The following is a 25,960-nucleotide window of genomic DNA, read 5'->3' as shown; positions in this document are numbered from 1 at the left end:
CATGGCGCTGGACACAGATGATGAAATCCTGCAAGACTTTCTTGTTGAAGCAGAAGAAATATTAGAAGGTCTGAATGAGCAACTTGTTGAGCTAGAAAATAGCCCGCAAGATGCCGATCTCCTTAACTCCATCTTTCGTGGTTTTCATACTATTAAAGGCGGTGCAGGCTTTCTTAGTCTGGAAGCGATGGTCAATCTTTGCCACAAGAGCGAGGACTTATTCAATCTGTTAAGACAAGGTGAACGCTTTGTCGATGCCGATATGATGGATACCTTCCTCAAAGTGCTCGATATTCTTAATACGATGTTTGCCGAAATTAAATCCGGTCAATATCCAAGCCCTGCTGATAATGAAATTATTGAGCAATTATCTGTATACATCAATAATGATTCAGCCGTGGCTGCGCCAGAGCCAGAACCAGAAGTCGCGCCTGAAGAACAAGTTGAGGAAGTTGCGCCATCTCAAGGATCAGAATCAGCCAGTGCAGCTGCAGATGATGAAATCACGGATGATGAATTTGAAGCTTTATTAGACCAGCTCCATGGTAATTCTGCGCCAGGCATTAAAGACACAGAAAAAGCAAGTACACCTGCTCCTACCCCAACACCCACTTCAACAGGTAGTGATGACATAACTGAAGAAGAGTTTGAGGCTCTTCTGGATGAATTACAGGGGGCAAAAAAGGCACAAGCTGAGCCCCCTGCCCCAACGCCATCCGTGCCCAAACCAGCTAGCCCGCCAGCATCTGATAAAGCGGCAGAAACCAAAGCTTCTGCACCGAAACCAGTAGAAAAAGCCCCTGCTGCTGAAAAGGTTGAAGCGAAAGCGGCTCCTGCCAAACAAGCAGCGGATACCAGTGTACGTGTTGATACAAGCCGTCTTGATGAAATCATGAATATGGTGGGTGAACTTGTACTGGTAAGAAACCGTATAAGCACGCTTGAATCAGCGTTTGAAAATGAAGAGATGGCAAAGGCTGTCAATAATCTGCGCGTGGTCACAGGGGATTTACAGACGGCTGTGATGAAAACGCGTATGCAGCCAATCAAAAAAGTATTTGGTCGCTTCCCTCGCGTTGTGCGGGATATAGCCAGAAGCCTTAAAAAAGATATTGATCTTGAGCTTCGTGGTGAGGAAACCGATCTTGATAAAAACTTAGTTGAGGCACTGGCCGATCCGCTTGTGCATTTGGTCAGAAATGCGGTGGATCATGGTATTGAAATGCCCGATGTGCGTGAAGCTGCTGGTAAACCTCGTCAAGGTAAAGTCGTCCTCTCTGCCGCTCAGGAAGGTGATCATATCTTACTGACTATCGCTGATGATGGTGCGGGTATGAACCCTGAAACACTGCGCCGTAAAGCTGTTGAAAAAGGCATGATGGATGAAGACACAGCAGGAAGACTCACAGAATCCGAGTGCTTTTCACTGATCTTCTCTCCCGGTTTTTCCATGAAACAGGAAATATCAGATATTTCCGGCCGTGGTGTCGGTATGGACGTGGTAAAAACCAGCATATCGAAACTGAATGGCGTTATCGATATTCAATCTGAAGTCGGTGTGGGTACAACCCTCTCTATTAAGGTCCCACTGACATTAGCCATTATGCCGACATTGATGGTGATGTTGGGTGAACAAATTTTTGCATTCCCGTTGGTTAACGTGAATGAGATATTCCATCTCGATCTTTCTAAAACCAATGTGGTGGATGGTCAACAAACCATTATGGTGAGAAATAAAGCCTTACCCTTATTTTATCTCAGCAAATGGCTGACCAAAGGTCGGACTGATGGCAAAAAACCTGAAATTGAACATGTTGTTATCGTAAATGTAGGTACTCAGCGTGTCGGCTTTGTGGTCGATGTCCTGCTGGGGCAAGAAGAAGTTGTTATTAAACCACTTGGAGCTTTGTTACAAGGAACTCATGGGTTTGCTGGCGCGACTATTACTGGTGACGGCCGCATTGCATTAATTCTGGATTTCCCAGAATTAATGAAAGTCCATGCTAACCGTGGATATTAGGAGTAGGTGTGACGGTTAAGGTTCTGATAGTCGATGACTCAAGTTTTTTCCGTAAACGTCTTGCTGAAATCATAGCAACCGATCCGCGACTTCAAGTCATTGCCACTGCCAGTAATGGCGAAGAAGCTATCAGGGAAGTACAACGTCACCATCCCGATGTGGTCACAATGGACTTAGAAATGCCGGTGATGGATGGCATTACCGCCGTACGTAAAATAAAAGCAATCCGTAATACACCCGTCCTTATGTTGTCGACCTGGACCACGGAAGGAGCGAAATCGACGCTGGATGCACTGGAAGCCGGTGCGACAGATTTTTTACCAAAGCGTTTTGAAGATTTATCGAGTGATAAAGTTGAAGCTCAACGCAAGCTTTGCCAGCGAATATATCAACTGTCCAGTGGCTTTCACGCCAATCACTCAGATTTATCAGCGGCGAACAGAATAGTCAAAAGCCAAGTATCTGTTCCAGTGAAAGCTGATAAGTCCTCAAATACGACACCTGAGCTGGTTGCCATCGGTACCTCGACAGGTGGCCCGGTTGCTCTACAAAAAGTATTAACACAATTGCCGGCGAATTTTCCTTGTCCTATTTTATTAATTCAGCACATGCCGGCCACATTTACACCCTCATTTGCAGAACGCTTGAATACACAATGTGCAATTCGGGTAAAACAGGCAGAAAATGGTGAAGTGTTGCAAGCGGGTACAGCCTATCTGGCACCTGGTGGCCAACAAATGTTACTTAAAGGCCGCCCAAATCATCTCTATGTCAGTATCGAAGCCGGTGACGCTAATGAGACCTATAAACCCTGTGTGGATCTGACATTTGATTCTATTGCCAATATATGTGGAGCCAAAACCTTAGCTGTTATCTTGACGGGTATGGGTAGTGATGGTCGTAATGGCTGTGAAAATATCAAGAAAAGAACTGGCACCGTATGGGCTCAGGATCAACAAAGCAGTACGATTTATGGCATGCCAATGGCTGTCGCTAAAGCTGGCCTGGCTGACAAAATTCTCGATATCAACGACATTGGTCGACAACTGGCGGAACTGAGTTGATATGGATATTTTGAGTATCCTCGGACTCATTATTGGTTTTGGGGCCATACTGATAGGCCAGTATCTTGAAGGCGGTCATATTGACACCATTATGAACGCTGTCGCCCTGTTGATTGTGATGGGCGGCACGCTTGGTGCAGTCATGCTACAAACGCCAATGAGTACATTTCTGCGTGCCATGCGAATGTCTTTATGGATCATCAAACCACCCAAGTTATCACCTCGCCTGCAATTAGAAAAAATACTGGAATGGAATCAGGTTGCACGACGAGAAGGACTCATCAGACTGGAATCTATGGCGATTGAAGAGACCGATCTTTTCACGCAAAAAGGCCTGCAATTGATTGCTGATGGCATTGAACCGGAAGTACTCAGAGAGGTACTGGAAAATGATCTGGATATTCAGGAATCAGATGATTTTCAGGCAGCCAAAGTGTTCGAAGCCATGGGTGGATACTCACCCACTATTGGTATTATTGGCGCTGTGATGGGACTGATTCATGTGATGGGAAATCTGGCAGATCCTGCCTCACTGGGTTCAGGTATTGCTGTTGCCTTTGTCGCTACAATTTATGGTGTGGGTCTTGCCAACCTATTATTCCTGCCAATCGGTAATAAGCTAAAAGCGTTGATTAATAAGCGTAGTCGTCTTCAAATGATGTTGATTGAAGGGTTAATTGGTGTAGCTGATGGTGACAACCCAAGAAATATCGAAAGTCGCCTTCAGGCCTATTTAAACTGAGTGATGCTCTATGGCTCGTCGAAACAGACATGAAGAACATGAAAATCACGAACGTTGGCTGGTCTCCTATGCTGACTTTATCACCCTTTTATTTGCTTTTTTTGTCGTGATGTACTCGATCTCTTCCGTCAATGAAGGTAAATACCGTGTGCTGTCCGATACTCTGGAAGCGGTATTCTCAGAACCTGTTCGTAGTAAAGATCCAATACAAATTGGTGAAATCAGTCGGGGAAAAGGTGAGATAGTGATTGAACCTCTCGCCCCAGTAGTGCCGGAAACGCCTCTACCTGAGGTTGTTTCCAACTTTCCACCTAAAGCGACAGATAATGATATCCGTACCATCAATGATCTATCCAAACAATTCAGCTCCGCATTATCCGATTGGATTAAATCTGACGATGTCATGATAAAACAAGGTGAAGACTGGCTGGAACTGGAAATAAAGTCACGAGTGTTATTTGAAAGTGGTGAAGCCAGGCTGGCCCGCCCTGCTATACCTGTTCTGGGGGAGATAGCCAGTATCCTTCAAAAATCAGCTAATCCTATTCAGGTTGAAGGATTTACTGATAATAACCCCATTAATACGCCACGTTTTCCATCTAACTGGGAATTATCGGCTGCACGTGCTGCCAGTGTTGTCCATTTATTAGACAGGTACGGTATTCAACCTGACCGTATGTCAGCTATCGGCTATGGTGAGTATAAACCGATTGCAAGTAATGATACTGAAGCGGGACGGCAGAAAAACCGCCGGGTGGTGTTGGTTGTGTTGGGTAATGATATGAGTCGTCGGGATATCAATGTTTTCCATGATGCAAGCACAGGCTCCCCTTCATCCAGATCGTCAATCCCCGTTAATTCTGACACAAGCCAGTCTGGCCAAAATAATACAGGTGAACAATAATCATGGCTGTCTGGGCAGTATGTAATCAGAAAGGCGGGGTCGCAAAAACGACAACAGTAGTGTCGCTTGCCAGCCTACTTGCACAGAAAGGTGAGCCCGTGCTGATGCTAGATCTTGATCCTCATGGCTCACTGACAACCTATCTCGGTTATGATCCTGACAGCATTGAAACCAGTATTTACACCTTATTTCAGCAATTAGACAACACCCCCAAAGAAGCCATTTTAAAAAGTCTGAAAAAAACTCGTCACGATAATATTTTCTTATTACCCGCCTCCACCGCGATGGCAACGCTGGACCGACAGTTAGGTGCTCAACAAGGGAAAGGCTTAGTGATTCGTAAAACATTAAGCTTTTTCAAAGATCGCTTTAAACACGTGCTTATTGACTGCCCGCCAATGCTTGGGGTGTTAATGATCAACGCGCTGGCAGCCTGCGATAAACTGATTATTCCGGTCCAGACTGAGTTTTTATCGCTCAAAGGTCTTGAGCATATGTTGCATACCGTGTCGATGATTAATCATTCGCGACGAAGCGCCCTGCCCTATTTTATTGTTCCGACCATGCATGATGGCCGAACAAAAGCAGCTATCGACTGCCTGGCAGAACTTCATAAACGCTATGGTGATAATGTCTGGCAAAGTTTTGTTCCTGTCGATATCGGCTTTCGTGAAGCCAGTAAGCTTGGACTGCCTTTACCAGAAATGTCACCCGATAGCGCAGGCACAAGAGCCTATAAACAATTGTTGAATATGTTAAATGAGCCAGAGGTGAATGTTTCCAATGGCTAAGAAAAAAATTTATGAACAGCGGGATGCGTTATCCGCTTACTTCAATGATATGTTATTGGATTCAGAGCAGACCGCGAGCGATGCTGCTGTAAGCCATTCAGAACCACCAATAACCAAACCCGCATTGAAACAGACTGTCATATTTCCAACAGAGGATATTACCCAGTCTGATGAAGATATTGTCGTTCCAGCCAACGCTCTGGTATCGACACCGACGCCAGAAAACGAGGATGACATACAGCCTCAAGACGTGAGCAGCGAAACAGAATCGATAGTAGAAGAGTCCCTCCAATCTGATGCCGCAACAGAAACGACAGCAGACAAGCGACAAATACCGAATATTGTTCTCAAAATATTATTGTGTGATATCGGTGGTATGAAAGTCGCTATCAAAGTTGATTCGCTTGATAATATTATTCGCTGGCCAACGCAGGGGCTGAGTCAAATTCCTGGACGTAAATCATGGGAAGTCGGTCTTTTCAGTGACAATGGTCAAAATACTAATGTCATTGATATCAGAACGCTACTACATACCCCCAATAAAGAAACAGCATTACAAGCAAACTATATACTTCTGGTCAATGACAGACGCACTGGTATCGCATGCGATAACATTGAGCAAATTATCAATAAAAACAGTGGCGACATTAACTGGCGCCATGATACAAGTCAGCGGCCATGGTTTACAGGCGTACTGAGCGAAACAATGCACAGTATTTTGGATATCTCTGCCATCATTAATGCCTTAGAGTGATGTTAACTGGCATGATGTCTGCATATCCTTTATCAGCAGCTCGCTGTCATAAAAATGACAGCCATATCAGAAGGTCATAAAACATGAGCGAGAAAGATAACAGTAACGAAAACCCGATTTTACAGTGGGTGACGTATCAACTCGAAGACGAATACTATGGTATTAACGTCATGCAGGTGCAGGAAGTATTACGCATGACTGAAATTGCACCGGTACCAGGCGCGCCTTCTTATGTACTGGGTATTATTAATTTACGTGGCAATGTAGTGACCGTCATCGATACCCGAATGCGTTTTGGTTTAAACGCGATTGAACCTGATGATCGGGCTCGAATTATTATCGTAGAAGTCTCTGGCCATGTTATTGGTATGTTGGTCGACTGTGTGGCAGAAGTCGTTTATTTACGACAGTCAGAAATTGATACTGCACCGAATGTCAGTGATGACAGTTCACGCTTTATTCAAGGGGTCTGCAAACGTGATAAATATTTGTTGATTCTGGTCGACGTCAATAAATTATTAAACGATGAAGAGATTGCTGACATTTCTGGTTTTTAAGGGATAACGTCAATGGCTGATGATATCAATCCTATCCAGCCGACCACGCCCTTGCCGGTTATTCATCCTGTCTCAGATGAAGATAAACCGGCACAACAGGATCAGCACAAGAAGAAACAAGAGACGACTGAAGAAGAAGAGAAACCGCGTCCAAAAGAAGATGATAAGGGCGAGTTTATTGATGAGTACGTTTAAGTTCAGACAGCTGTCTGGGGAGTAAAACCATGACTATTTTCGTCGTATTTACCGTAATGAGTGCCGTATTTCTGGTCATTGGCCTCGCTACCATGCGCCTGCTGAAACTGTATCAATTGCAAACTAAACGTATTCATGATCTTCAAAATCAAATCACCGCCTTATGCTCGGGTGCTGCTGGTACTGATGATCGTATTCATAAGTTCGAGCAAACACTGAGTAAACTGCGTGATCATCAACGCAGCCTCGACCTCAGTGCCAATCATCAACCGGGTTACGACCATGCGATTCGTTTAGCTAAGAAAGGGGCGGATATTCAACAGCTGATAAATAACTGTAATTTAAGCGATGAAGAGGCTCATCTGATTACCACATTACATGGACAGCGTAATGTACATTAATCTTTTGGTTTCGGTATTTTGGCGTTGGGTTTACCGACTAAAAAGCCTTGAACCATATCAACACCATAACTCTTTAACAATTCTAAGGTACTTCTTCTCTCGACAAACTCCGCCACCGTCTTTTTACCAAGGCTATGAGCAATATCGATCATCGATTTCACTAATTGCTGATCAACCGGGTCGTTATCCAAATCAGTAATAAATCCGCCGTCAATTTTCAAAATGTCGACAGGGAAATGTTTTAAATAACTATACGAATTAAAGCCTGCCCCAAAATCATCGAGTGCAAAGCGGCATCCCAGTGAACGCAAATCCGACACCATTCTTCTTGTCTGCTCAAAGTTAGAGATGGCGTAGGTTTCGGTAATTTCAAAAACAATACGATTCGGATCTATCTTGGTCTGACTGAGCTTATCCCGTACTAACTTGTATAAATTCTCATCCAGAAATACATTGCCTGAAAGATTGATAGCAAACGATAGATTTTCTGGCATATTGACGATCAGCTCAAAGACTTTCGCCACGACCCAGAAATCAATCTGATGTATCAACCCCATTGCTTCAGCAACAGGAATGAACTCTTTTGGATAAAAAATAACGTTACCATCACCACGCATACGAATCAGGCACTCATAGTGTGAGACCTGCTCGGATTCAAGTGAATAAATCGGTTGGAACTCTAATAAAAACAAACCTTCCTTCAACGCAGCGCGAATGCGTGGTGCCCATTCCACACTATGACGCAAGGTATGCATTTCTCGGTCATCAGGACTGTAAAGATGCACTCTGTTGCGTCCGCGAGTTTTGGCGGTATAACAAGCCTGATTTGAATGTGACAGTACTTCCCCTACCGTGGTGGCATTGTCCGCATCAATCACTTTTAAACCGATACTGGCTGACAGATGATAATGATGTTCAAAATCATAGCCATCAAAAAGATTGCGTAGATCTTCAGCTAATTTGATTGCTGTTTCTTTATCCGTATTGTTGACCAGCACAGCAAACTCATCCGAACCAATCCTCACCAGAATATCGTTAATATTAAAATAACGCCTCAGCGAGTTAGCCACCTGTACCAGCAAAGTATCGCCTGCTTCATGTCCCTCGGCATCATTCAGCACTTTAAAGCTATCTAAATCAATATAAAAAAGTGCACTGACGCTCATGAAATTACGCACCTGACTCAAGGTCATATCCAGTGCATTCTCTAGACGTCGTCGATTCGCCAGGCCGGTTAAATCATCATGATTCACTGAAAACTGTAAGCGTGCTTCCATCACTTTCAGGTTAGCAAGTTCATCTTCAAGCTCTGTTTGTCGTTTAAACGTTTTATCACGCTCTCGTTTAATTGCTAATGCCGTCATAATCGCTGGAGGTAATGATTCAGCTGTCATCGGGTGGTAAAGGAGCGAAGTCACACCATAGCCTAAATCAGTAAGTAACTGAGCATGATCCCAAATAGATTGCCTGCATAACGAAATAATGGGGATCAAACGCCATTCATCAAACTGATCCATCACCATACGAATATCTTTGGTAGAAATTCTAGGTAAATCATTATCTAAAATCAATAAGTCGATATCGGATAAGTCGTTTTGGATACTCTGCCGCAGTAACAGCATAACCCCATCAGTATCAGTCGCACTTTGTATGCGTTTAAAACCACTGATTTCAAGTAAGGTTTTTGTAAATGCCGTTTCGGCTGGATGGCGACCGCCAATGATGATCTTTGCATCAAGGAGTTCTGTAACTGAAGCTATGCTAGCAGGTAGATCAGATTTCTGATCAAGTGCTATCTCACGCATCAACGTTTCCTTGATTTTATTTTTCATCAGTTAGGGGAGCTACATTCTGTAGACCAGAAATTAAACATGCACCGACAATATCGGATATATATATTAAAATCAACACTTAATGTTATTTTTATAATCCTGATTATAAAGTTTATGAGTATGTTTCCAGAAAATACTTATGTATATAAATGCTGAGTTTCAGCTTTGGTTTTTATTTTCTCTTTTATTTACAGGAACTTTTCCTGACACCAGATACGCATACGCAATAACCTCGGCAATCGCTCTGTAGAGTATCGGGGGAATTTCTTCACCAAGTTTGAGTTCACTCAATAACTCGGTCAACAGCGCATCCTGACGCAATGGGATATTGTGTTCGCGTGCTATGCGAATAATTTCATCCGCAATATCACCTTGACCAGTGGCGGTGACAATAGGTGCATTCTCACCATCATATTGAAGTGCTATGGCATGCAAAATATCTTTTTTACTCATACGGAAATATCCACCAGGTGATCCTTTCGTTCTGTCATCACAATCGGTGTTACAGGCTTTACAATGCCTTGTCTGCAACTTAGGTGACTGACATTAAGCCCAATATCATTTAAGCGTCCATCTAAATGCTCTAAATAAGTTGTCAATAATGTGGCACTTTGCTGACGTTCCGCTAATAACACCACACTCACATCAAGCGCGTGTAGTGTAATTCTGGCTTGCATAGGACCTAAATTCTGAGTTTCAAGGTTGAGTTGGACCTGCCAAATCGCTGAATCCTTATCTTTGTCCTTTGCGGTATATTGCTGGTCAATCCGCATCTGTAACATTTCCAGTTGCTGCTTTTCCTTAACGGGTAGATCAAATAGCCAAACATTGGCGTTGGTATTGAGATCATTGTCTTGGACCATCGACAATTGATTGAACTGAATTTTCGCAGTGACTGACTCAACATCCTGCAATAAATCACGCATCATTTGAAACTCAATCGCTCGTGTAACAGCCTGTTGCGCATTTGCAGCCACATTCACAACTGGTGCAGTCGTGACCGGTGGTGAACTTGTCGTCACTGGTGGTGCTGTTTTATCTGTATTGCTTGCTGTTGTTAATCCTGACAATAAACTGAATAACAGCTGAGTTGGTGTTTGTCCACGATTTGCCAGAGCTGGCAATATTTGTGCTGGCAGAGGTCTCATATCCTGCGGTGTTGATAATACCTGCCTGATAGCAGTTTGCACCTCGATCGGTAGTTGTTTTATGAGCTCTGGGTTATCCAGTAATTTAGGTAATAATGGGGATTGTAATTGTGCTCTAAGCACATCTGCTAATCGTAATAAATTCCCTTTCAAGTTCTGTTGTAAATTCGTCTCCGCAGTCGTTTGTTTCAGCTGATTTTCAAAAAACACCCCACTGTTATTAATCGTTTGTTGCAGCTTTTCCGGCTGCTGCAAGCTGCTCTTATCCACCAGGTTTTGTATTAAACCAGTTAGTGCTTGTCGCACGGGCTCAGGCAGAGATTGCGTAGTATCTGACGATAAATTCATGCTCGCCGGTTTAGCTATCAGGTTCTGTAATAATGGCAATAATTCTCGCTGGTAATTCATCACCCGCTGTTCACGAGTCGCAGCATCCGGCATGATCTTTACCGATAATGGCAGTGTTTTTAATACCTCAACAGCAAGTTTATCGCCTGTTTTAAACAGCTGATTGATACCACTAACATCAATTTCCATTAGCTTAGGTAAAGCGTTGTTTAATTGAGCAAGCTGGTTAGCTTGAGGCTGAGTTACCGACCCATCAGTAATAAATTTAGGTGCCACTAATAAGCGATTTTGTGCAAGCATTTTGACAACATCGGCAGCAATGACTTGCCCTGCTTTTAATAGTGTTGCCAAAGTCATTGGCTCAATATCGATTTTTTGTGCTGAGGCAGGCGTTAATTGAATGACTGGCTGGCCAGCTTCGATAGATTTCTGCAGAGTGACTTTTTGACCAGGCGTCAGCTCTTGTTGCGTATTGACCTGAAACACCTTATCACCAAGCTGAAGTTTAATCTGTTCGGCATTGACTCTTCCAATCACTGTCGCCTCTACTTTTTGGCCGACAGGAACTGCATCCGCTAATTTTGTAGAGGCATTTACAATCACTTCAGTATTCGCTTGTTGAGATCTATTTATCTGCATAAAGTCACTATATAACTCGACATAATGCTAGTATAGCAATCTGGTTATTGCTAAGAGCAATGGCAATGAAACATAAAAATGGACAATGGTATATTCGTAAACAGGGCAAGATTTCAGGCCCGTTTACCGCTTCTGTTATTAGTAATCACCTAAAAGTAGGGCGGCTTAGTTTGGATGATGAGGTCTCACGTGACCGTCGTCATTGGCATAGCTTTGCTGATTCTGCTGATTTCACTATTGCTCCCTCAAAAGATCAGCCTGTAAAAGGCTATTTAGATGAGCGTACAGGCTTGGATCGACGTAATTCAACAGATACTGAAGTCGATGAGTCAGTATTACAACAACGTCAAGGCGAACGGCGCGAGGAAGAAGCGGAAATAGAGCTGAAAAGACGATATCTGCGTCGAATCCTCATGCATCGTTACTTAAACCGTAACCAAAACATATTCTGGCCCAGCATCTCTATTTTAATTGTCCTTGTCATTGTCAGTATTTTAGCCATTCGCTTTCCAACACCTTTGCCATCCCCACAATCTGATTGCCAGTCTCCAGCAGCACCTAAGGTCAATTGGAATAACTGTCAGCTTTCAGGCCAAAATCTTACCAATACCACTCTCTCCATGGCGTTAATGCGTGCTAGTAATCTTAGCAATGCTAACCTGATGAACAGTGACTTATCGGGAGCTGATTTGGCTTATAGTGATCTGCGTAAGGCGAATTTGAGTTACGCCCTATTAATGAAGGCTGATCTGAAAGGTGCAAACTTAAGAGAAGCAGATTTAGGTGATGCCGATTTGTCTTATGCAGATTTGTCCTACGCCGATTTAACCCTGGCCAATATCAATGGTGCCAAGCTGGAAGGCGTTCAGTTAGATAATGCCATCTGGATTAATGGTGCAATATGCGGTAAAAACTCCATTGGTATATGCCGACAATCAGCGCAATAGTTCTGCTAATTGACGGTCCTGCGTTCGAGCAAAAACCGATTGAGCAAAGATACTGCCATTTAGGGCTAAGAACATATCCCACTGTGTATCCCACTTATCACCTTGCGTTCCCAGGAAAGCCTCAGCCGCCTGGGCATTAATTACAGCAGCGGCCCACTCGACAAACTCATAACAGGCACTGATAGCCAGACTTACAGAGCAGACCAGAAAAAATAACCACTTGCCTCGCTGAAGTGGAGAAGCGCGTAATAATATTTCACGAGCTAATAATGCTGGTACAACACCCTGAATAAAATGGCCCAGACGATCATAATGATTACGGGCTAAGTCGAACTCGTCCTGAATCCAGTTAAATAAGGGATTTTCTGCATAGGTGTAAAAACCGCCAATAATCAGAATAAAAGCAAAGATGCTAATAGCGCGAATTGAAATAATAGTCAGTGGAAATCGTCTATGCGTCACTAGCAATAGGGGTATTGCAACCATGACCGGCACGGTTTCCATAAACCAGGTCAATCGATCAGCAACCGGATCTATGGCAGAAACAAGCAAGGCAATAGAAACGAATCCCAACCAGATCAGTTTTTCTATATTATGACTTGCCAGCATTACGCAGAGCGTGGCTTAGTGCAATTTACGTGGCGCAGCTAGGGTGAATGCCGGAATATTCACTTCAAAGCGTTCGCCATTATCACCCATCATTTTGTAATGACCTTGCATCATACCAACAGGCGTACCTAGCATCGCCGCACTGGTATAGGTGAACTCCTGTTCAGGGGCGAGATAAGGGTGAAGTCCTACGACACCATCGCCTTCTACTTCTTGCTCATGACCGTCGCCACCGGTAATTTTCCAGTAACGCGATAACAGCCGTGCCGATGATTGGCTGTGATTTTTGATAGTGATGGTATAGGCAAATAGATAGCGTGCTTTTTCCGGATCTGACTCTTCATCCAGATAGGTCGTTTCTACATCAACTAAAATATCGTTATTTTGTTCATTCATAGCTTAATTATACATGGCTTTTTGTGCCAATAAGCGCGCACCTTTCAGACCGACTTCCTCATCAAGTACGATATGGATCGGTATCTGCTTCATCAACGTCGTCATACGGCCTTTTTCAGCAAAGCTGTTGATAAATGATGGGGATCTAAACTTAGCCATATTCTTCAGCAGAATGTTGCCAACCAGATAAACACCACCTCGAGCGAGTGTTGTCAGCGCTAAATTCCCGGCTTGCGCCGCATAAATATCTATAAACATGTCTAAGGCTTCATTTGCTAGAACGTCATTGTGTTTCAGCGCAAACTGACTAATAGCAGATGCCGCATCACCATTAACCATGGCTAATCGCAAAGCATTATTTTCGTCAATTTGTTTATAGTCACGTAAGAAATGATAAAGACTAACAAGACCGCTACCACAGACAATACGGTCATAAGACACGTGACCATGACGTTGTTGTAGGTGCTCCAGAAAAAGCTGTTGTGTCCGATCTAATGGGGCGAAATCAACGTGTCCGCCCTCTGTCGGAAAAACTCGCCAGTCACCACTGTCGGGAATCAATATAGCCTGCCCTAGTCCGGTGCCGGCACCTAAGACAACGCGGGGCGAAGTTTCACTAGGCTCTCCCATTTGTATGGTTTCAAAATCCGCTGACTGAAGACGGGCAATGCCGTACCCCACCGCTTCAAAGTCATTACACAGCGTGACATGCTTGATTGAGAATTGCTTCTCAATCAAGCTTGCATCTAACTTCCAGGGTAATTTTGTCACTTGTCCATACTGACCGCTGACCGGGCCTGCAAGCGCAATACAGGCAGAATCAATCGAATATGCTTGTGGAAGCTGTTCAATAAAAGCAGCCAGAATCGCATCAAAACTATCAAAGCGTTGACTGTCTAATCTGAGCTTAGATAAAACATGGCCATGAGCATCGGATAACTCAAACAGTGTTTTTGTTCCACCTACATCAACGGCCAGCATATGTAACATCACTACTGACCTGCAGCAGCTTTATCCATAAACCAGTAATAATCATTCTCGGGCGCCAGACGCTGTACTGGTAAGCCGGATACAACATTGGTGGTAATATCATTGACGATCGCCGCTTTGGCTTCGCCAGCAATAAATACAATTACCTGACGCGCGGCGTTAATAACGGGATAGGTGATAGTCACTCGCCATGAATCAAATTTTTCCACATAAAGGCTTGCCGTGAGTGTATCCATCACATCTAAAGCCGGTGTTTCAGGGAACAATGAAGCAATATGTCCATCGGGTCCTAAGCCTAACAACACTAAGTCAAACGGCGCACCATCCATGATCATTTTCATAGTATCCGCATAACGTGCTGCCACATCAGCTGCATCACCACTTTCTGTTGGCATACGATGCACATTTTCTGCAGGGATGGGTATTAAATCGATCATGGCCTGACGCGCCATCTTAAAATTACTGTCATCATGTGTAGCAGGCACACAACGCTCGTCACCAAAAAATAAATGTACCCTGGCCCAGTCAATCTGTTCGATATAAGGTGATGTCGCTAATTTTTCATATAAACCTTTTGGCGTAGAACCACCTGCGAGTGCCACATAAAAAACACCCCTTTTTGCAATCGCTGATCGTGCTGTACTGACAAAATGTTCTGCTGCAGCGGTAATCAAACTCGTCGCATCAGGCAGGATTTTTTGTTCTGCTTTCATTGTGTTCCTCAATTTCTGATTATTTAAACTATGCTGAAATTGTAGTGATTAATCACCGCAATTCCCAAATGAATTTAAAGCATGATATATCAAAACTTAACGCTTTTGAGCTAGTCTTAAAAGACGCAGCATTTTTTATACAATTAAGGAAGGATCTATGAAAAAAACTTTGGCACTCATTTCACTTTTAGCCATCAGCCCGCTCAGTTTTGCTGAAGACGTCCTACAACTAGGCATTGTGACCCTTGATACCAGCGCCAGCATGGACGTTGAAAATGATGAACTCATCACCCGCTTGCAAGTTTTTGAGCAAGGAAAAGATCCAGCCAAATTAACCAATATGGTGAATAAAAAAACAGCACTTGTTCTGGATGCGGTTAAAAATTTCAACGCCATTAAAGCCGAAACATCCAACTACTCCACCCAGCCTATCTATGATGATGGCAAAATTACTAGTTGGCGCGTGAGTCAACAACTGAATCTGGAAACACGTCAGTTTGACCAAATGAGCCAATTTATTGCTGATATCAATACGCTGGCCAATATCCAATCTATGCAGTTTATGGTGTCAGATGCCCGGGCTGAAAAAGTCAAAACAGACTTACTTAAACAAGCGATCAGCAAATTTAAAGATAAAGCGAAACTTATCAGCAGCGAATTTGATCGCAGTGGTTATGAAATCGTGTCTATATCCATTGATGGTAATGCATTCAACCCAATGCCGATGATGGAACGCGCCAATATGATGTCAGCTGATATGCAAATGAAAGGCGCACCAGCCGCATTAGCCGGAGGTAGTAACGAAATTTCCGTCAACGTCCGTGGCAGTATCAAACTGAATCAATAAATCCTGTCATATCCGCGGTGGTAGAAAGACACCACCGCGGATATCCCCTTATTTCAAAAACAGTGCATAAGCCGGGTTATCGGTTTCTTCCCAGTAGGTATATCCCAGCGTATCCAGAAACGTCTGAAACTCCTGCTTGTAGTCTTCTCCCACCTGAATACCCACCAGCACGCGACCATAATCGGCACCGTGGTTGCGATAATGGAAAAGACTGATATTCCAGCGCTGACCAATCCGAGTCAGAAAACGCAGTAAAGCGCCAGGCCGCTCAGGAAATTCAAATCGAATTAAGCGTTCATTATCAATCTGAGGCGCATGCCCTCCCACCATGTAACGAACGTGTAGTTTCGCAGTTTCATTATCAGTGAAATCAACCCAATCATAGCCAGCATTATCCAGCTGTGAAAATAACTGCTGTCGTTCTTCTTCCTGCCCATTCATCCGCACGCCGACAAATACCTGCGCTTTTTGCTCGTCTGCATAGCGATAGTTAAATTCGGTAATGCCCCGTTCACCCAGTGTTTTACAGAATTTCTGGAAACTACCAGGCTGTTCATCGATTTTGGTGGCAAATAAGACTTCCCTGCGCTCACCAATCTCAGAACGCTCAGCAACATGACGAAGGCGATCAAAGTTAATATTGGCTCCGCTATTAATCGCAACGAGTTGCTGATTTTCCATCGGGTTCTGTGCTAAATATTTTTTCACACCTGCCACCGCGAGCGCGCCCGATGGCTCAGCAATAGAACGGGTGTCCTGGAATATATCCATAATAGCAGCGCATAGTTCGTCACTACTGACGGTGACGACTTCATCCACTGTTTCACGACAAATTCTGAAAGGTTCGACACCCACTTGTCTGACGGCTGTGCCATCAGCAAACAAGCCTACCTGATCCAATTTGACCCGTTCATCAGCTTCCAGCGCGGCTTTCAGACTAGCCGCATCAGCCGGCTCGACAGCAATGATTTTGATTTCTGGCCAAAACGCTTTGATATAAGCCGATACCCCGGAAATTAAACCGCCACCACCAACGGGTACAAAAACAGCGTGAATAGGTTCAGGATGCTGACGGATAATTTCCATCGCAATCGTGCCCTGCCCGGCAATGACTTCCGGATCATCATAAGGATGAATAAAGGTTCGGCCATCTTTCTCGGCAACAGCTAAGGCATAAGTGCTGGCATCATCATAACTATTGCCATGTAATTTAATTTCAGCACCATAAGCACGAACAGATTCGACCTTGATGGGTGGCGTCGTTTTCGGCATAACAATCAAAGCAGGAATATTCATTTTACTGGCTGCCAGCGCCACACCTTGCGCATGATTCCCCGCCGAAGCACAAACCACGCCGCGTTTGCGTTCATCAGCCGATAGCTGACTCATGCGGTTATACGCACCACGCAATTTAAATGAAAAAACCGGCTGAAGATCTTCCCGCTTGAGTAAAATCGTATTGTTAAGTCTTTTCGATAAACGAGGCATGACATCAAGAGGCGTTTCATTCGCCACATCATAAACACGAGCTTTAAGAATTTTTTCTACGTATCCAGTTAGCATTTCAGCCCAAATCAGTCAGTTATGTTTAAAAAAAGACTTAGTTATAGACAGCTAAATTCAGCCATCATTTTCTAAGCAATCGCTTACGTTACCATTGACCGTCATTTATCTCTATAATTGCCGGGATAATTTTTAAGTGATTTGAAACAAAGGAAGCTGCATATGAATGCTGATGAAATGAAAAAACAAGCTGCGTGGGCAGCGCTTGAGTATATTAAAGGCGATGGTATTGTCGGTGTGGGTACCGGTTCGACAGTTAATCACTTCATTGATGCACTGGCGACGATTAAAGATCGTATCGAAGGCGCAGTATCAAGTTCTGAAGCCTCTACACAAAAATTAGAAGCTAACGGCATTAAAGTCTTTGATCTAAATGACTGCAATGAAATTGAAGTCTATGTCGATGGCGCAGATGAATCGAATCACTTACTGGAACTGGTAAAAGGCGGTGGCGGCGCATTAACACGTGAAAAAATCATTGCTGCAGCCAGTAAACAATTTGTCTGTATTGCTGATGCTTCAAAATTAGTCGATGTCTTAGGTAAATTCCCTTTACCTGTTGAAGTGATTCCGATGGCACGCAGCTACGTTGCCCGTGAAATCGTTAAGCTAGGTGGTCAGCCTGTTTACCGTGAAGGTGTTATCACCGATAACGGCAACGTGATTCTGGATGTGCATGGCTTAGATATCATGGAACCGATTAAGTTAGAAAAAACCCTGAATGATATCGTCGGTGTGGTAACAAATGGTTTATTTGCAATGCGTCCAGCGGATGTTCTGTTACTGGGTTCGCCAGAGGGAACCAAAACCGTATTCGCGAAATCATAAAAGGCTAAATATGGACTGATCCTGCTCAGCGGGATCAGTTTTCTTTTTTCTCATCATTGGCGACATTATGTTCAGACCGCTCAGTCTCTATATCGGCATGCGTTATACACGCGCCAAGCGTCGTAATCATTTCATTTCTTTTATTTCACTAACGTCCATGCTCGGTGTGGCTCTGGGTGTTGCGGCATTAATTACCGTACTCTCCGTGATGAACGGGTTTGAGAAAGAACTGAAAGATCGCATCCTAGGGATGACTTCTCATGCTTTTATTACTGGCGAGGATGGCACATTAAAAGACTGGCAAGGCTTACAAACCCTGATCAAACATGATCCGGATGTGATTGCCTCAGCCCCTTTTGTCGAAGGTCAGGCCATGTTAAGTCAAGGAAGTCGCGTACGTGGCACCCTGGTTCGTGGGATTGACGCTGAATTGGAACAGAGCGTTTCGACCATTGGCGATAAAATTATTCAGGGTAAATTAGCCGACTTAACTGATGGTAGCTTTGGTATTGTGCTGGGTAAAGATTTAGCCTCAGCCATGGGCGTCACTACCGGCGACAAAATCACCATGATTACGCCTCATGTCAGCCCCACACCTGCTGGCGTGATACCACGTCTGAAGCGACTGACTGTTGTCGGTATTTTTGAAATCGGCATGTATGAATATGACAGTGGGCTGGCCGTGATGAATATTAACGATGCCGCCAAATTATTCAAAATACCCGGTCGCGTCACCGGCTTACGCTTAAAATTTGATGATGTGTTTAAAGCGCCGCAACTATTACGCAAGTTAATGCAGGATGTCCCTGTTAATTACCGTGCGGCTGACTGGACATTCCAACATGCGAATTTCTTCCGTGCATTAAAAACGGAAAAAACCGTGATGTTTGTGATCTTGATGCTTATCGTGGCCGTTGCCGCATTTAATATTGTGTCAACCTTAGTAATGATGGTGACAGATAAACAATCGGATATCGCTATATTACGGACCTTAGGTATGAATCCTGGCAGCGTGATGGGCATATTTATGGTGCAAGGGACTTTGATCGGTTTAATTGGTACCGCCATGGGTGTTGTCGGTGGTGTGCTGCTGGCCTGGAATATTGAGTCTTTGATTGCCAGTTTAGAGAAACTGATTGGCTATCAGTTCATGCCTGCTGATGTTTACTACATCAGTAGTTTGCCATCACAGCTGGAATGGAGTGATGTCAGCGTCATTGCTATTACCGCATTTGTATTATCTATTCTTTCCACGCTTTACCCTTCATGGCGTGCATCACAGATTAAACCGGCCGAGGCGCTTCGTTATGACTAATCAAGCAGTGTTATCTGCCAGCCAGTTATCAAAATCCTTTACTGATGGCCAGTTAAAAACCGATGTTCTTAATAACATTAATTTAACGGTTAACCGATCCGACCGTATTGCCATTGTCGGTAGTTCTGGCTCGGGTAAAAGTACACTTTTACATATCCTTGGCGGCCTTGATTCACCTACGGAAGGTCAGGTGCTGGTTCAGGGGAATGATATCCATGCTATGAAAAATAAAGCGGCCAGTCGCTTGCGAAATCAACAATTGGGCTTTGTGTATCAGTTTCACCATTTGCTGCCAGAGTTTACCGCTGTAGAAAATGTCGCCATGCCGTTAGTGATTGGTGGCATGTCACCCTCATCAGCACAACAACGTGCGACTGAACTGCTTGATAAAGTGGGACTTGGCCACCGCTTTCAGCATAAACCCAGCGAATTATCCGGTGGTGAACGTCAGCGTGCAGCCCTTGCCAGAGCCTTAATCACAGAACCGGCGTGTTTACTTGCTGATGAACCTACAGGTAATTTAGATCATCGTACCGCTCAAGCCATCTTTGATCTTATTTTGAAATTAAATGAGGATTTTGGCACTGCACTGGTGATTGTCACCCACGATACCGGGCTTGCAGCCAAAATGGATCAGCAACTCACCTTGATTGACGGCTGCTTAGCTGCCGGAGCCTGATTTATTTTTGTGTTGGCGCTGACGTTGTGTCCAGGTATGGATAACAACTAATCGCCAACCCAACCTTACAAAAATAATGCCCGCTATTGCCGCTATCACACCACAAATTGTGCATCCGAGCAGTAAGGGCTGCCAAATCGATAAAAACTCTTGTGAAAACCATTCCCAGGTCAGGCTAAAGGCAGGTGTGCCCATCGGTTCGTTCAAAACCCAGGCACCTAGTTTATAAGCATAGAAAAAGATGGGGGCCATGGTAAAAGGATTGGTAATCCAAACGCCCATCGCAGAAATCGGCAAATTAACTCTAAATAGTATGGCTAATGCCGCGGCAACAAACATCTGCCCCGGAATCGGCATAAATCCGACAAACAAACCTAATGCCACGCCACCAGCGATGGAACGACGGTTGGTATGCCATAAACGTGGTTCAGTTAATCTCTGACCAAACTTACGCAGATGTGGATGTTCGCGCATCGTGTTGTGATCTGGCATGATGCGTTTTAGGAATTTACGAGGCATGGCGTCTCAGTAACATGCTAAGTCGGGCGTCATTATAGGGATATATGAATAAAACTGCCATTGCATTTTTGCTCGGCACATTGCTTAGTCTGTACGTAAGCTATCCTTTAGTAACCGGAAGCTTGTTACTACTGTGTTTAGTGACATTTATCTGCTATCGAAAAATATGGATATTGGGTTTTATTGTCGGACTATTATGGTGTGCATATCAAGCACAATTCGCCATTGAAAATAAACTGGCCGCAAACGCCCCTGTAAAAGTATCACAGGTACAAGGTCTTATCGCCTCTATCCCTGAAAAATATCCGGATCATATCAGCTTTGAATTTCTGCCAGAGGCCCGATCACTACCCAGAAAAATAAAGTTAAGCTGGTATTTTCCTCCTGAACACACACCCAAAGCCGGAGAACGCTGGCAACTGACGGTCAAACTGAAACCGCCTTTTGGCATGATGAATCCTGGTGGCTTTGACTACGAAAAATGGTTATTCAGTCAAGGCATCGGCGCGACGGGTTATATCAAAAAAGCAGCAGACAACCAACGACTGGCTGAATCCAAATACTGGCAAATTAATGACTGGCGCTTTCAGCTTCAGCAACATATTCAATCCATTATTCCTACAGCAAGCCAGTTGCCATTGATTCTCGGATTGGCAATTGGTCAACGTGATGATATCAGTCAGTCGCAATGGCAGGTTCTGCGGCAAACCGGCACTAGTCACCTGATGGCGATTTCCGGGCTGCATATTGGTTTAGCAGCCGGGTTAGGCTTTTACCTGATAAGTGGCTTATGGCGCTATACACCGTTTAATACTCTTCGCATACCTGCACATCGAATTGGTGCGGTGGGAGGACTGACAGTGGCTATTTTTTATGCTTGCCTTGCTGGCTTGTCCATTCCAACACAACGAGCTTTAGTAATGATAAGCCTCGCCATGTTAGCCCTGTGTTTAAAACGCCAGCTTTACCCTTCACATATTTTGTCACTGGCTTGTATTCTGGTGTTGCTAATTAATCCCTTTGCCTTGTTAAGTGCTGGGTTTTGGTTATCATTTGCTGCTGTTGCCATTATTTTGCTTTGTTTTACCCAGCGTTTTCCAGCTATCAGACTTGCTTGGTTAAAGATTCACTTTTTAATGGCTTTGGGATTGATCCCGTTGCTGATTCTTTTCTTTAACAATGTGTCGTTGATATCCCCAATAGCGAATCTGATTGCTATACCACTAGTAAGTGTATTGGTTGTACCGCTGATTATTTTGGCGATGATCGTTTTACCTATGAGCTCATCATTAGCTGCAATATTGCTTTATGCAGCTGACTTTTTACTCAATATACTCTGGCATATTTTGTCATTTTTAAGTGATCTGTCTTTTGCCAGTTGGACTACGCCTGTTTATCCCTGGCCACTGTTACTCATGCTTTTATTGGCCATCTTATTGGTTTTACTACCCAGAGGGCATCCTGGAAAATATCTCGCGTTAGTATTTTTAATACCAGTACTTTTTTACGAATCCGAACGCCCGGATATGGGTGATTTTTATCTGACCGTTTTAGATGTAGGTCAGGGCTTAGCATCGGTCATAGAAACAAAACATCACACACTGATATTCGATACGGGTCCTAGATACAGCGAGAGTTTTAATACAGGAGAAGCTGTTGTTGTCCCCTTCTTACGCTACCGCGCTATTGATCATATTGATACCTTACTTATTAGTCATGGGGATAATGACCATATAGGAGGACTACACGGAATCATCAATAATATTGCCGTGGATAAGGTTATGGCTAGCCAAAGCATTACCAATATCGACACCCGCTTATGTAAAGCCGGTCAACACTGGCAGTGGGATGAGGTTGAGTTCACCATATTACAACCATTTCCTGATCAATCCGGTTCAGAAAATGAGCGTTCCTGTGTATTGCGTATCCAAGGAAAAAATCAATCTGCCCTATTACCCGGTGATATTGAGAAACAAAGTGAACAAAAATTAGTTCAGCAATATGGGGATAAGCTTAAATCAGATATTTTACTTGTGCCTCATCATGGCAGCAGAACTTCCTCAAGCCAGCCTTTTATCGACGCTATATCGCCAAAATACGCTGTCTTTTCAGTTGGCTTCCGTAATCGCTATGACTTTCCGGTGCAAGACATTGTTCAACGCTATACGACTGTAGAAAGTGAAATTCTTCGAACCGACTGGAATGGAGCCATCTTGTTCCGTAACGGCGATGCTCCCATTCTATGGCGTCAGCATGAAGAACAATTATGGACGTCGAAAGCTACTGAGTAAGACAATTTTCACGTATCATGAGCGCTATTTTCATTTAAACAACTGAGACTGACATCATGCTGGAATTGTTTAAAGCAGGCGGTTGGTTGATGATCCCGCTATTTATCTGTTCGGTCATCGCCATTGCTATCATCGCAGAACGTTTTTGGAGTCTTCAAAAAAAACGCATTGCCCCTAAAGAATTAATCACACAAATCTGGCAATGGCTAAAGTTTAATCAAGTTGATGAACATCGCATCAAAGCTCTGCAAAGCAATTCTCCTCTGGGCCAGATTCTGGCTGCCGGACTGCTGAACCGTAATAGTTCACGGGAAATCACCAAAGAGAGTATTGAGGACATTGGTCGTCATGTCACTGTAGCTTTAGAACGAAATCTCAACACGTTAGGAACCATTGCAGCAATCTCCCCGTTACTTGGCTTACTGGGTACGGTACTTGGCATGATTAAAGTGTTTACCGTGATTACCACCGCAGGTGTAGGCAACCCTGAAGTGCTCGCTGGCGGTATATCAGAAGCCTTAATCACCACGGCTACAGGCCTGGTGGTTGCCATTCCAAGCTTAATTTTTTACCGTTATTTCCGCGGTAAAATCAATATGCTCGTGGTTGGCATGGAAGAACAAGCCATGCAGTTAATCGAGATTCTGCATGGTGATCGTCAGTATGATCCAGATGAGGAAGCAAGACGTGAATCTATCACCAAAACGATCTGAGGAACCAGATGTCAATCTGACACCGATGATTGACGTCGTTTTCCTGCTTTTATTGTTTTTTATGGTTTCCACCAGTTTCATTCGTGAAAGCTCACTAAAAGTTGATTTGCCCGAAGCGACCGGTGAAGCAATGACGGAACAGGCTGAGCCTGTTGATATCGTGATCAAGGCAGATGGTAAAGTGCTGGTAAATGATCAGGAACTCGCTACAGTCACATCTGAAGCCTTGGCCGCTGTATTAAAACGCGTGGTGGGGGAACAAAAAGATCCTCATGTCATTATCAGTGCTGATGCCAAAGCTGAATATCAACTTATCGTCACAGCCATGGATACAGCACAACAATTAGGCTATACCAAACTGACCCTGGCAACACGTCAAACAACTGCGGAATAATCAATGAGTCAAACACCTGTCAGCCTGACAGCAGTCCAGTTATACAAACGTCTATTAAGTTACGTTAAGCCATACTGGCTGGCTTTTGTAATATCCATTATTGCTATGATTGCTTTCGCCGGCACAGAAACCGGGATGGCGGCGTTAATGAAACCTCTGCTCGATGGTAGTTTTGTGGAAAAAGATCCCACCACTATCAAGTACGTGCCGCTGATGCTGATCGGCTTATTTTTAATCCGTGGCGTGGCTAATTTTCTGACCACCTATGGCCTTGGCTGGATTGCCCGCAATGTTATCAAGACCTTGCGCGAAGAAATGTTTGAAAAACTCATTACCTTACCGGCCAGTTTCTACGATAGAAATAACTCTGGTCAGCTCATGTCGAAATTGCTTTATGACGTTGAACAAGTCGCCGGAGCGGCGACCGATGCGATTTTGACTGTTATCCGCGATACCTTAACGATTATCGGTCTGATTGCCTGGATGATTTATCTGAACGGTTTTTTATCTCTGATCATTTTAGTGACCGTGCCCTTTGTTGCCATCCTTGTTTATTTTGTCAGTATTCGTTTTCGTCGGATCAGTAAAGAAATTCAGGGCTCGATGGGCAATGTCAGTCATGTCTGTGGCGAAATCATCGAAGCACACCGTGAAGTCAAAACATTTGGCAGTCAGGCTTATGAAACAGAACGGTTTGATCGCATAAACCGAAAAAATCGTGGCCAACAAATGAAAAAAATTGCCACCGATGCTTCCAGTGAACCTGTCATTCAACTGATTACCGTCTTAGGCCTTGCCGTGGTGATCTATCTGGCCACCTTACCAGAAGTCCTGAACTCGATTACTGTCGGTAGCTTTATTTCCTTTATCACGGCGATGTTTATGCTGCTTACACCACTTAAACGTCTGACAAAAGTGAACTCTAAATTACAGGCGGGTATTGCCGCTGCAGAAAGTATTTTCACCTTACTGGATGAAGAGCCAGAGCATGACACCGGCACACTGACCATGGATCGCGCCAAGGGTGAAATTGAATACCGTCATGTAAGCTTTAGCTATGATGAAGGCAAAGGCAGTGTGCTGAATGATATTTGTTTTATGGCTAAGCCGGGTCAAACTATCGCTTTTGTTGGTCATTCTGGCAGTGGTAAGACCACCTTGGTCAGTTTACTCGCCCGTTTCTACAATATTGAAAAAGGCCAAATTCTGATTGATGGCGTAGATATCAGTCAACTCACGCTAAAAGATTTGCGTAAACAATTATCACTGGTCAATCAGCAGGTTGTGTTATTCAATGACACCATCGCCAACAATATTAGTTATGGCCAAGCGGGTGAAGTGAGTGAAGAAGCCATTATAAAAGCTGCAAAATCGGCTCATGCCTGGGAATTCATTCAAAAATTACCGCAAGGCTTACAAACAGAAGTAGGCGAAAACGGTGTACTTCTGTCGGGGGGGCAGCGACAACGTCTGGCTATTGCCCGAGCACTGTTACGTAACTCACCCATCCTGATTCTTGATGAAGCCACGTCAGCACTTGATACCGAAGCAGAACGTCATATCCAGGCAGCCTTTGAAGAGCTGATGCGTGAACGCACTACCCTGGTCATCGCGCATCGTTTATCCACCATTGAAAAAGCCGACAAAATTATTGTTATGCATGATGGCGAAATTCTTGAAACCGGTACCCATCAGGAATTACTGGCAAACGGGAAACATTACGCAGAGTTATACCGTCTACAATTTCAGGATGACTAAGCA

Annotated in this window: 27 protein-coding genes; 18 read left to right on the top strand and 9 right to left on the bottom strand. The window is 44.0% G+C overall.

From position 1 onward, the window contains the following. Nucleotide 1 precedes the first annotated feature (1 nt). The 9 genes from B2248_RS13345 to B2248_RS13305 all read left to right on the top strand — a co-directional run bounded on the left by B2248_RS13345 (nt 2) and on the right by B2248_RS13305 (nt 7,428). On the top strand, nt 2-2,020 hold the full coding sequence (locus B2248_RS13345) for a chemotaxis protein CheA (RefSeq protein ID WP_273179815.1): 2,019 nt from the start codon (nt 2-4) through the stop codon (nt 2,018-2,020). 8 nt (nt 2,021-2,028) lie between these two features. Continuing rightward, nucleotides 2,029-3,084: a protein-glutamate methylesterase/protein-glutamine glutaminase gene (locus B2248_RS13340; protein WP_007146652.1), complete on the top strand. Its 1,056-nt coding sequence runs from the start codon at nt 2,029-2,031 to the stop codon at nt 3,082-3,084. Nucleotide 3,085: 1 nt separating this feature from the next. Further along, nucleotides 3,086-3,826 carry a flagellar motor protein gene (locus tag B2248_RS13335; protein WP_273179812.1) on the top strand — a complete coding sequence of 247 codons (741 nt, stop codon included), beginning with the start codon at nt 3,086-3,088 and terminating at the stop codon, nt 3,824-3,826. A 10-nt stretch (nt 3,827-3,836) separates the two neighbouring features. Continuing rightward, complete coding sequence (gene motD, locus B2248_RS13330) at nt 3,837-4,730, top strand: flagellar motor protein MotD (RefSeq protein WP_007146654.1); 894 nt, start codon at nt 3,837-3,839, stop codon at nt 4,728-4,730. A gap of 2 nt (nt 4,731-4,732) precedes the next feature. Then, nucleotides 4,733-5,521, top strand: coding sequence for a ParA family protein (locus B2248_RS13325; protein WP_007146655.1), 789 nt, complete (start codon nt 4,733-4,735; stop codon nt 5,519-5,521). After that, entirely contained in the window at nt 5,514-6,275 is a 762-nt protein-coding gene (locus B2248_RS13320; RefSeq protein WP_273179809.1) for a chemotaxis protein CheW, read from the top strand. The genes B2248_RS13325 and B2248_RS13320 overlap by 8 nt, the downstream gene beginning before the upstream one ends. A gap of 83 nt (nt 6,276-6,358) precedes the next feature. Next, a complete protein-coding gene (locus B2248_RS13315; RefSeq protein ID WP_007146657.1) occupies nt 6,359-6,832 on the top strand; it encodes a chemotaxis protein CheW in 474 nt (157 codons plus the stop codon). 12 nt (nt 6,833-6,844) lie between these two features. Continuing rightward, nucleotides 6,845-7,027 (top strand): hypothetical protein, encoded by a 183-nt coding sequence (locus tag B2248_RS13310; RefSeq protein ID WP_273179807.1) that lies wholly within the window; start codon nt 6,845-6,847, stop codon nt 7,025-7,027. A gap of 29 nt (nt 7,028-7,056) precedes the next feature. Then, nucleotides 7,057-7,428 (top strand): DUF2802 domain-containing protein, encoded by a 372-nt coding sequence (locus B2248_RS13305; protein WP_007146659.1) that lies wholly within the window; start codon nt 7,057-7,059, stop codon nt 7,426-7,428. Here the strand turns inward: B2248_RS13305 and B2248_RS13300 are convergent. The 3 genes from B2248_RS13300 to B2248_RS13290 form a co-directional block, all read right to left on the bottom strand. Next, entirely contained in the window at nt 7,425-9,233 is a 1,809-nt protein-coding gene (locus B2248_RS13300) for a putative bifunctional diguanylate cyclase/phosphodiesterase (RefSeq protein WP_273179805.1), read from the bottom strand. The genes B2248_RS13305 and B2248_RS13300 overlap by 4 nt on opposite strands. 186 nt (nt 9,234-9,419) lie before the next feature. After that, on the bottom strand, nt 9,420-9,713 hold the full coding sequence (locus B2248_RS13295; protein WP_007146661.1) for an EscU/YscU/HrcU family type III secretion system export apparatus switch protein: 294 nt from the start codon (nt 9,711-9,713) through the stop codon (nt 9,420-9,422). Then, complete coding sequence (locus B2248_RS13290; protein ID WP_273179802.1) at nt 9,710-11,395, bottom strand: flagellar hook-length control protein FliK; 1,686 nt, start codon at nt 11,393-11,395, stop codon at nt 9,710-9,712. The genes B2248_RS13295 and B2248_RS13290 overlap by 4 nt, the downstream gene beginning before the upstream one ends. A 65-nt stretch (nt 11,396-11,460) precedes the next feature. Between B2248_RS13290 and B2248_RS13285 the strand changes: the two genes are divergently transcribed. Then, nucleotides 11,461-12,342: a pentapeptide repeat-containing protein gene (locus B2248_RS13285; RefSeq protein ID WP_273179801.1), complete on the top strand. Its 882-nt coding sequence runs from the start codon at nt 11,461-11,463 to the stop codon at nt 12,340-12,342. On the opposite strand, the gene B2248_RS13280 is transcribed toward B2248_RS13285, so the two are convergent. Genes B2248_RS13280 through pgl form a run of 4 tightly spaced genes read right to left on the bottom strand, consistent with a single transcriptional unit; the run spans nt 12,331 to nt 15,050 of the window. Then, entirely contained in the window at nt 12,331-12,951 is a 621-nt protein-coding gene (locus tag B2248_RS13280; RefSeq protein ID WP_273179798.1) for a DUF2238 domain-containing protein, read from the bottom strand. The genes B2248_RS13285 and B2248_RS13280 overlap by 12 nt on opposite strands. A 15-nt stretch (nt 12,952-12,966) precedes the next feature. Then, entirely contained in the window at nt 12,967-13,347 is a 381-nt protein-coding gene (gene apaG, locus B2248_RS13275) for a Co2+/Mg2+ efflux protein ApaG (RefSeq protein WP_273179795.1), read from the bottom strand. 3 nt (nt 13,348-13,350) lie between these two features. After that, on the bottom strand, nt 13,351-14,337 hold the full coding sequence (gene glk, locus B2248_RS13270; protein ID WP_273179792.1) for a glucokinase: 987 nt from the start codon (nt 14,335-14,337) through the stop codon (nt 13,351-13,353). Between the two features lie 2 nt (nt 14,338-14,339). Further along, nucleotides 14,340-15,050, bottom strand: coding sequence for a 6-phosphogluconolactonase (gene pgl, locus B2248_RS13265; RefSeq protein ID WP_273179790.1), 711 nt, complete (start codon nt 15,048-15,050; stop codon nt 14,340-14,342). A 157-nt stretch (nt 15,051-15,207) separates the two neighbouring features. Here pgl and B2248_RS13260 point away from each other — a divergent pair, with 157 nt between their 5' ends. Next, nucleotides 15,208-15,897 (top strand): SIMPL domain-containing protein, encoded by a 690-nt coding sequence (locus tag B2248_RS13260; protein WP_273179787.1) that lies wholly within the window; start codon nt 15,208-15,210, stop codon nt 15,895-15,897. A gap of 48 nt (nt 15,898-15,945) precedes the next feature. Here B2248_RS13260 and ilvA read toward each other — a convergent pair whose 3' ends face one another. After that, nucleotides 15,946-17,460, bottom strand: a complete 1,515-nt coding sequence (ilvA, locus tag B2248_RS13255) for a threonine ammonia-lyase, biosynthetic (protein WP_273179785.1) — start codon at nt 17,458-17,460, stop codon at nt 15,946-15,948. Nucleotides 17,461-17,622: 162 nt separating this feature from the next. Here ilvA and rpiA point away from each other — a divergent pair, with 162 nt between their 5' ends. The 3 genes from rpiA to lolD all read left to right on the top strand — a co-directional run bounded on the left by rpiA (nt 17,623) and on the right by lolD (nt 20,282). Next, nucleotides 17,623-18,288, top strand: coding sequence for a ribose-5-phosphate isomerase RpiA (rpiA, locus tag B2248_RS13250; protein ID WP_273179782.1), 666 nt, complete (start codon nt 17,623-17,625; stop codon nt 18,286-18,288). Nucleotides 18,289-18,355: 67 nt separating this feature from the next. Then, on the top strand, nt 18,356-19,603 hold the full coding sequence (locus B2248_RS13245; protein ID WP_273179780.1) for a lipoprotein-releasing ABC transporter permease subunit: 1,248 nt from the start codon (nt 18,356-18,358) through the stop codon (nt 19,601-19,603). After that, nucleotides 19,596-20,282: a lipoprotein-releasing ABC transporter ATP-binding protein LolD gene (gene lolD / locus B2248_RS13240; RefSeq protein ID WP_273179778.1), complete on the top strand. Its 687-nt coding sequence runs from the start codon at nt 19,596-19,598 to the stop codon at nt 20,280-20,282. Before B2248_RS13245 ends, lolD begins: the two co-directional genes overlap by 8 nt. Here the strand turns inward: lolD and B2248_RS13235 are convergent. Then, nucleotides 20,265-20,801, bottom strand: coding sequence for a DUF2062 domain-containing protein (locus B2248_RS13235; RefSeq protein WP_273179775.1), 537 nt, complete (start codon nt 20,799-20,801; stop codon nt 20,265-20,267). The two genes, lolD and B2248_RS13235, sit on opposite strands and share 18 nt — an antisense overlap. Nucleotides 20,802-20,845: 44 nt before the next feature. On the opposite strand from B2248_RS13235, the gene B2248_RS13230 reads away from it, so the two are divergent. The 4 genes from B2248_RS13230 to msbA are packed head-to-tail and all read left to right on the top strand — an operon-like array spanning nt 20,846 to nt 25,957. Next, entirely contained in the window at nt 20,846-23,092 is a 2,247-nt protein-coding gene (locus B2248_RS13230) for a DNA internalization-related competence protein ComEC/Rec2 (RefSeq protein WP_273179773.1), read from the top strand. A 56-nt stretch (nt 23,093-23,148) separates the two neighbouring features. Further along, complete coding sequence (locus B2248_RS13225) at nt 23,149-23,805, top strand: MotA/TolQ/ExbB proton channel family protein (RefSeq protein WP_007146675.1); 657 nt, start codon at nt 23,149-23,151, stop codon at nt 23,803-23,805. Beyond that, complete coding sequence (locus B2248_RS13220) at nt 23,780-24,199, top strand: ExbD/TolR family protein (RefSeq protein ID WP_007146676.1); 420 nt, start codon at nt 23,780-23,782, stop codon at nt 24,197-24,199. Before B2248_RS13225 ends, B2248_RS13220 begins: the two co-directional genes overlap by 26 nt. A gap of 3 nt (nt 24,200-24,202) precedes the next feature. Then, nucleotides 24,203-25,957 carry a lipid A export permease/ATP-binding protein MsbA gene (msbA, locus tag B2248_RS13215; RefSeq protein WP_007146677.1) on the top strand — a complete coding sequence of 585 codons (1,755 nt, stop codon included), beginning with the start codon at nt 24,203-24,205 and terminating at the stop codon, nt 25,955-25,957. The last annotated feature ends 3 nt before the right edge of the window (nt 25,958-25,960 follow it).

This window comes from Methylophaga sp. UBA2012 (assembly GCF_002335235.1).
GTDB classification, from domain to species: Bacteria; Pseudomonadota; Gammaproteobacteria; order Nitrosococcales; family Methylophagaceae; genus Methylophaga; species Methylophaga thalassica.
This window is presented reverse-complemented; position numbering and strand designations above follow the sequence as displayed.

Excerpts from the sequence above, each read along its gene's own strand:
- B2248_RS13345 (WP_273179815.1), top strand. The coding sequence starts at position 2 with ATGGCGCTGGACACAGATGATGAAATCCTGCAAGACTTTCTTGTTGAA.
- B2248_RS13335 (WP_273179812.1), top strand. The coding sequence starts at position 3,086 with ATGGATATTTTGAGTATCCTCGGACTCATTATTGGTTTTGGGGCCATA.
- motD (WP_007146654.1), top strand. The coding sequence starts at position 3,837 with ATGGCTCGTCGAAACAGACATGAAGAACATGAAAATCACGAACGTTGG.
- B2248_RS13325 (WP_007146655.1), top strand. The coding sequence starts at position 4,733 with ATGGCTGTCTGGGCAGTATGTAATCAGAAAGGCGGGGTCGCAAAAACG.
- B2248_RS13320 (WP_273179809.1), top strand. The coding sequence starts at position 5,514 with ATGGCTAAGAAAAAAATTTATGAACAGCGGGATGCGTTATCCGCTTAC.
- B2248_RS13315 (WP_007146657.1), top strand. The coding sequence starts at position 6,359 with ATGAGCGAGAAAGATAACAGTAACGAAAACCCGATTTTACAGTGGGTG.
- B2248_RS13310 (WP_273179807.1), top strand. The coding sequence starts at position 6,845 with ATGGCTGATGATATCAATCCTATCCAGCCGACCACGCCCTTGCCGGTT.
- B2248_RS13305 (WP_007146659.1), top strand. The coding sequence starts at position 7,057 with ATGACTATTTTCGTCGTATTTACCGTAATGAGTGCCGTATTTCTGGTC.
- B2248_RS13300 (WP_273179805.1), bottom strand. The coding sequence starts at position 9,233 with ATGCGTGAGATAGCACTTGATCAGAAATCTGATCTACCTGCTAGCATA.
- B2248_RS13295 (WP_007146661.1), bottom strand. The coding sequence starts at position 9,713 with ATGAGTAAAAAAGATATTTTGCATGCCATAGCACTTCAATATGATGGT.
- B2248_RS13290 (WP_273179802.1), bottom strand. The coding sequence starts at position 11,395 with ATGCAGATAAATAGATCTCAACAAGCGAATACTGAAGTGATTGTAAAT.
- B2248_RS13285 (WP_273179801.1), top strand. The coding sequence starts at position 11,461 with ATGAAACATAAAAATGGACAATGGTATATTCGTAAACAGGGCAAGATT.
- B2248_RS13280 (WP_273179798.1), bottom strand. The coding sequence starts at position 12,951 with ATGCTGGCAAGTCATAATATAGAAAAACTGATCTGGTTGGGATTCGTT.
- apaG (WP_273179795.1), bottom strand. The coding sequence starts at position 13,347 with ATGAATGAACAAAATAACGATATTTTAGTTGATGTAGAAACGACCTAT.
- glk (WP_273179792.1), bottom strand. The coding sequence starts at position 14,337 with ATGTTACATATGCTGGCCGTTGATGTAGGTGGAACAAAAACACTGTTT.
- pgl (WP_273179790.1), bottom strand. The coding sequence starts at position 15,050 with ATGAAAGCAGAACAAAAAATCCTGCCTGATGCGACGAGTTTGATTACC.
- B2248_RS13260 (WP_273179787.1), top strand. The coding sequence starts at position 15,208 with ATGAAAAAAACTTTGGCACTCATTTCACTTTTAGCCATCAGCCCGCTC.
- ilvA (WP_273179785.1), bottom strand. The coding sequence starts at position 17,460 with ATGCTAACTGGATACGTAGAAAAAATTCTTAAAGCTCGTGTTTATGAT.
- rpiA (WP_273179782.1), top strand. The coding sequence starts at position 17,623 with ATGAATGCTGATGAAATGAAAAAACAAGCTGCGTGGGCAGCGCTTGAG.
- B2248_RS13245 (WP_273179780.1), top strand. The coding sequence starts at position 18,356 with ATGTTCAGACCGCTCAGTCTCTATATCGGCATGCGTTATACACGCGCC.
- lolD (WP_273179778.1), top strand. The coding sequence starts at position 19,596 with ATGACTAATCAAGCAGTGTTATCTGCCAGCCAGTTATCAAAATCCTTT.
- B2248_RS13235 (WP_273179775.1), bottom strand. The coding sequence starts at position 20,801 with ATGCCTCGTAAATTCCTAAAACGCATCATGCCAGATCACAACACGATG.
- B2248_RS13230 (WP_273179773.1), top strand. The coding sequence starts at position 20,846 with ATGAATAAAACTGCCATTGCATTTTTGCTCGGCACATTGCTTAGTCTG.
- B2248_RS13225 (WP_007146675.1), top strand. The coding sequence starts at position 23,149 with ATGCTGGAATTGTTTAAAGCAGGCGGTTGGTTGATGATCCCGCTATTT.
- msbA (WP_007146677.1), top strand. The coding sequence starts at position 24,203 with ATGAGTCAAACACCTGTCAGCCTGACAGCAGTCCAGTTATACAAACGT.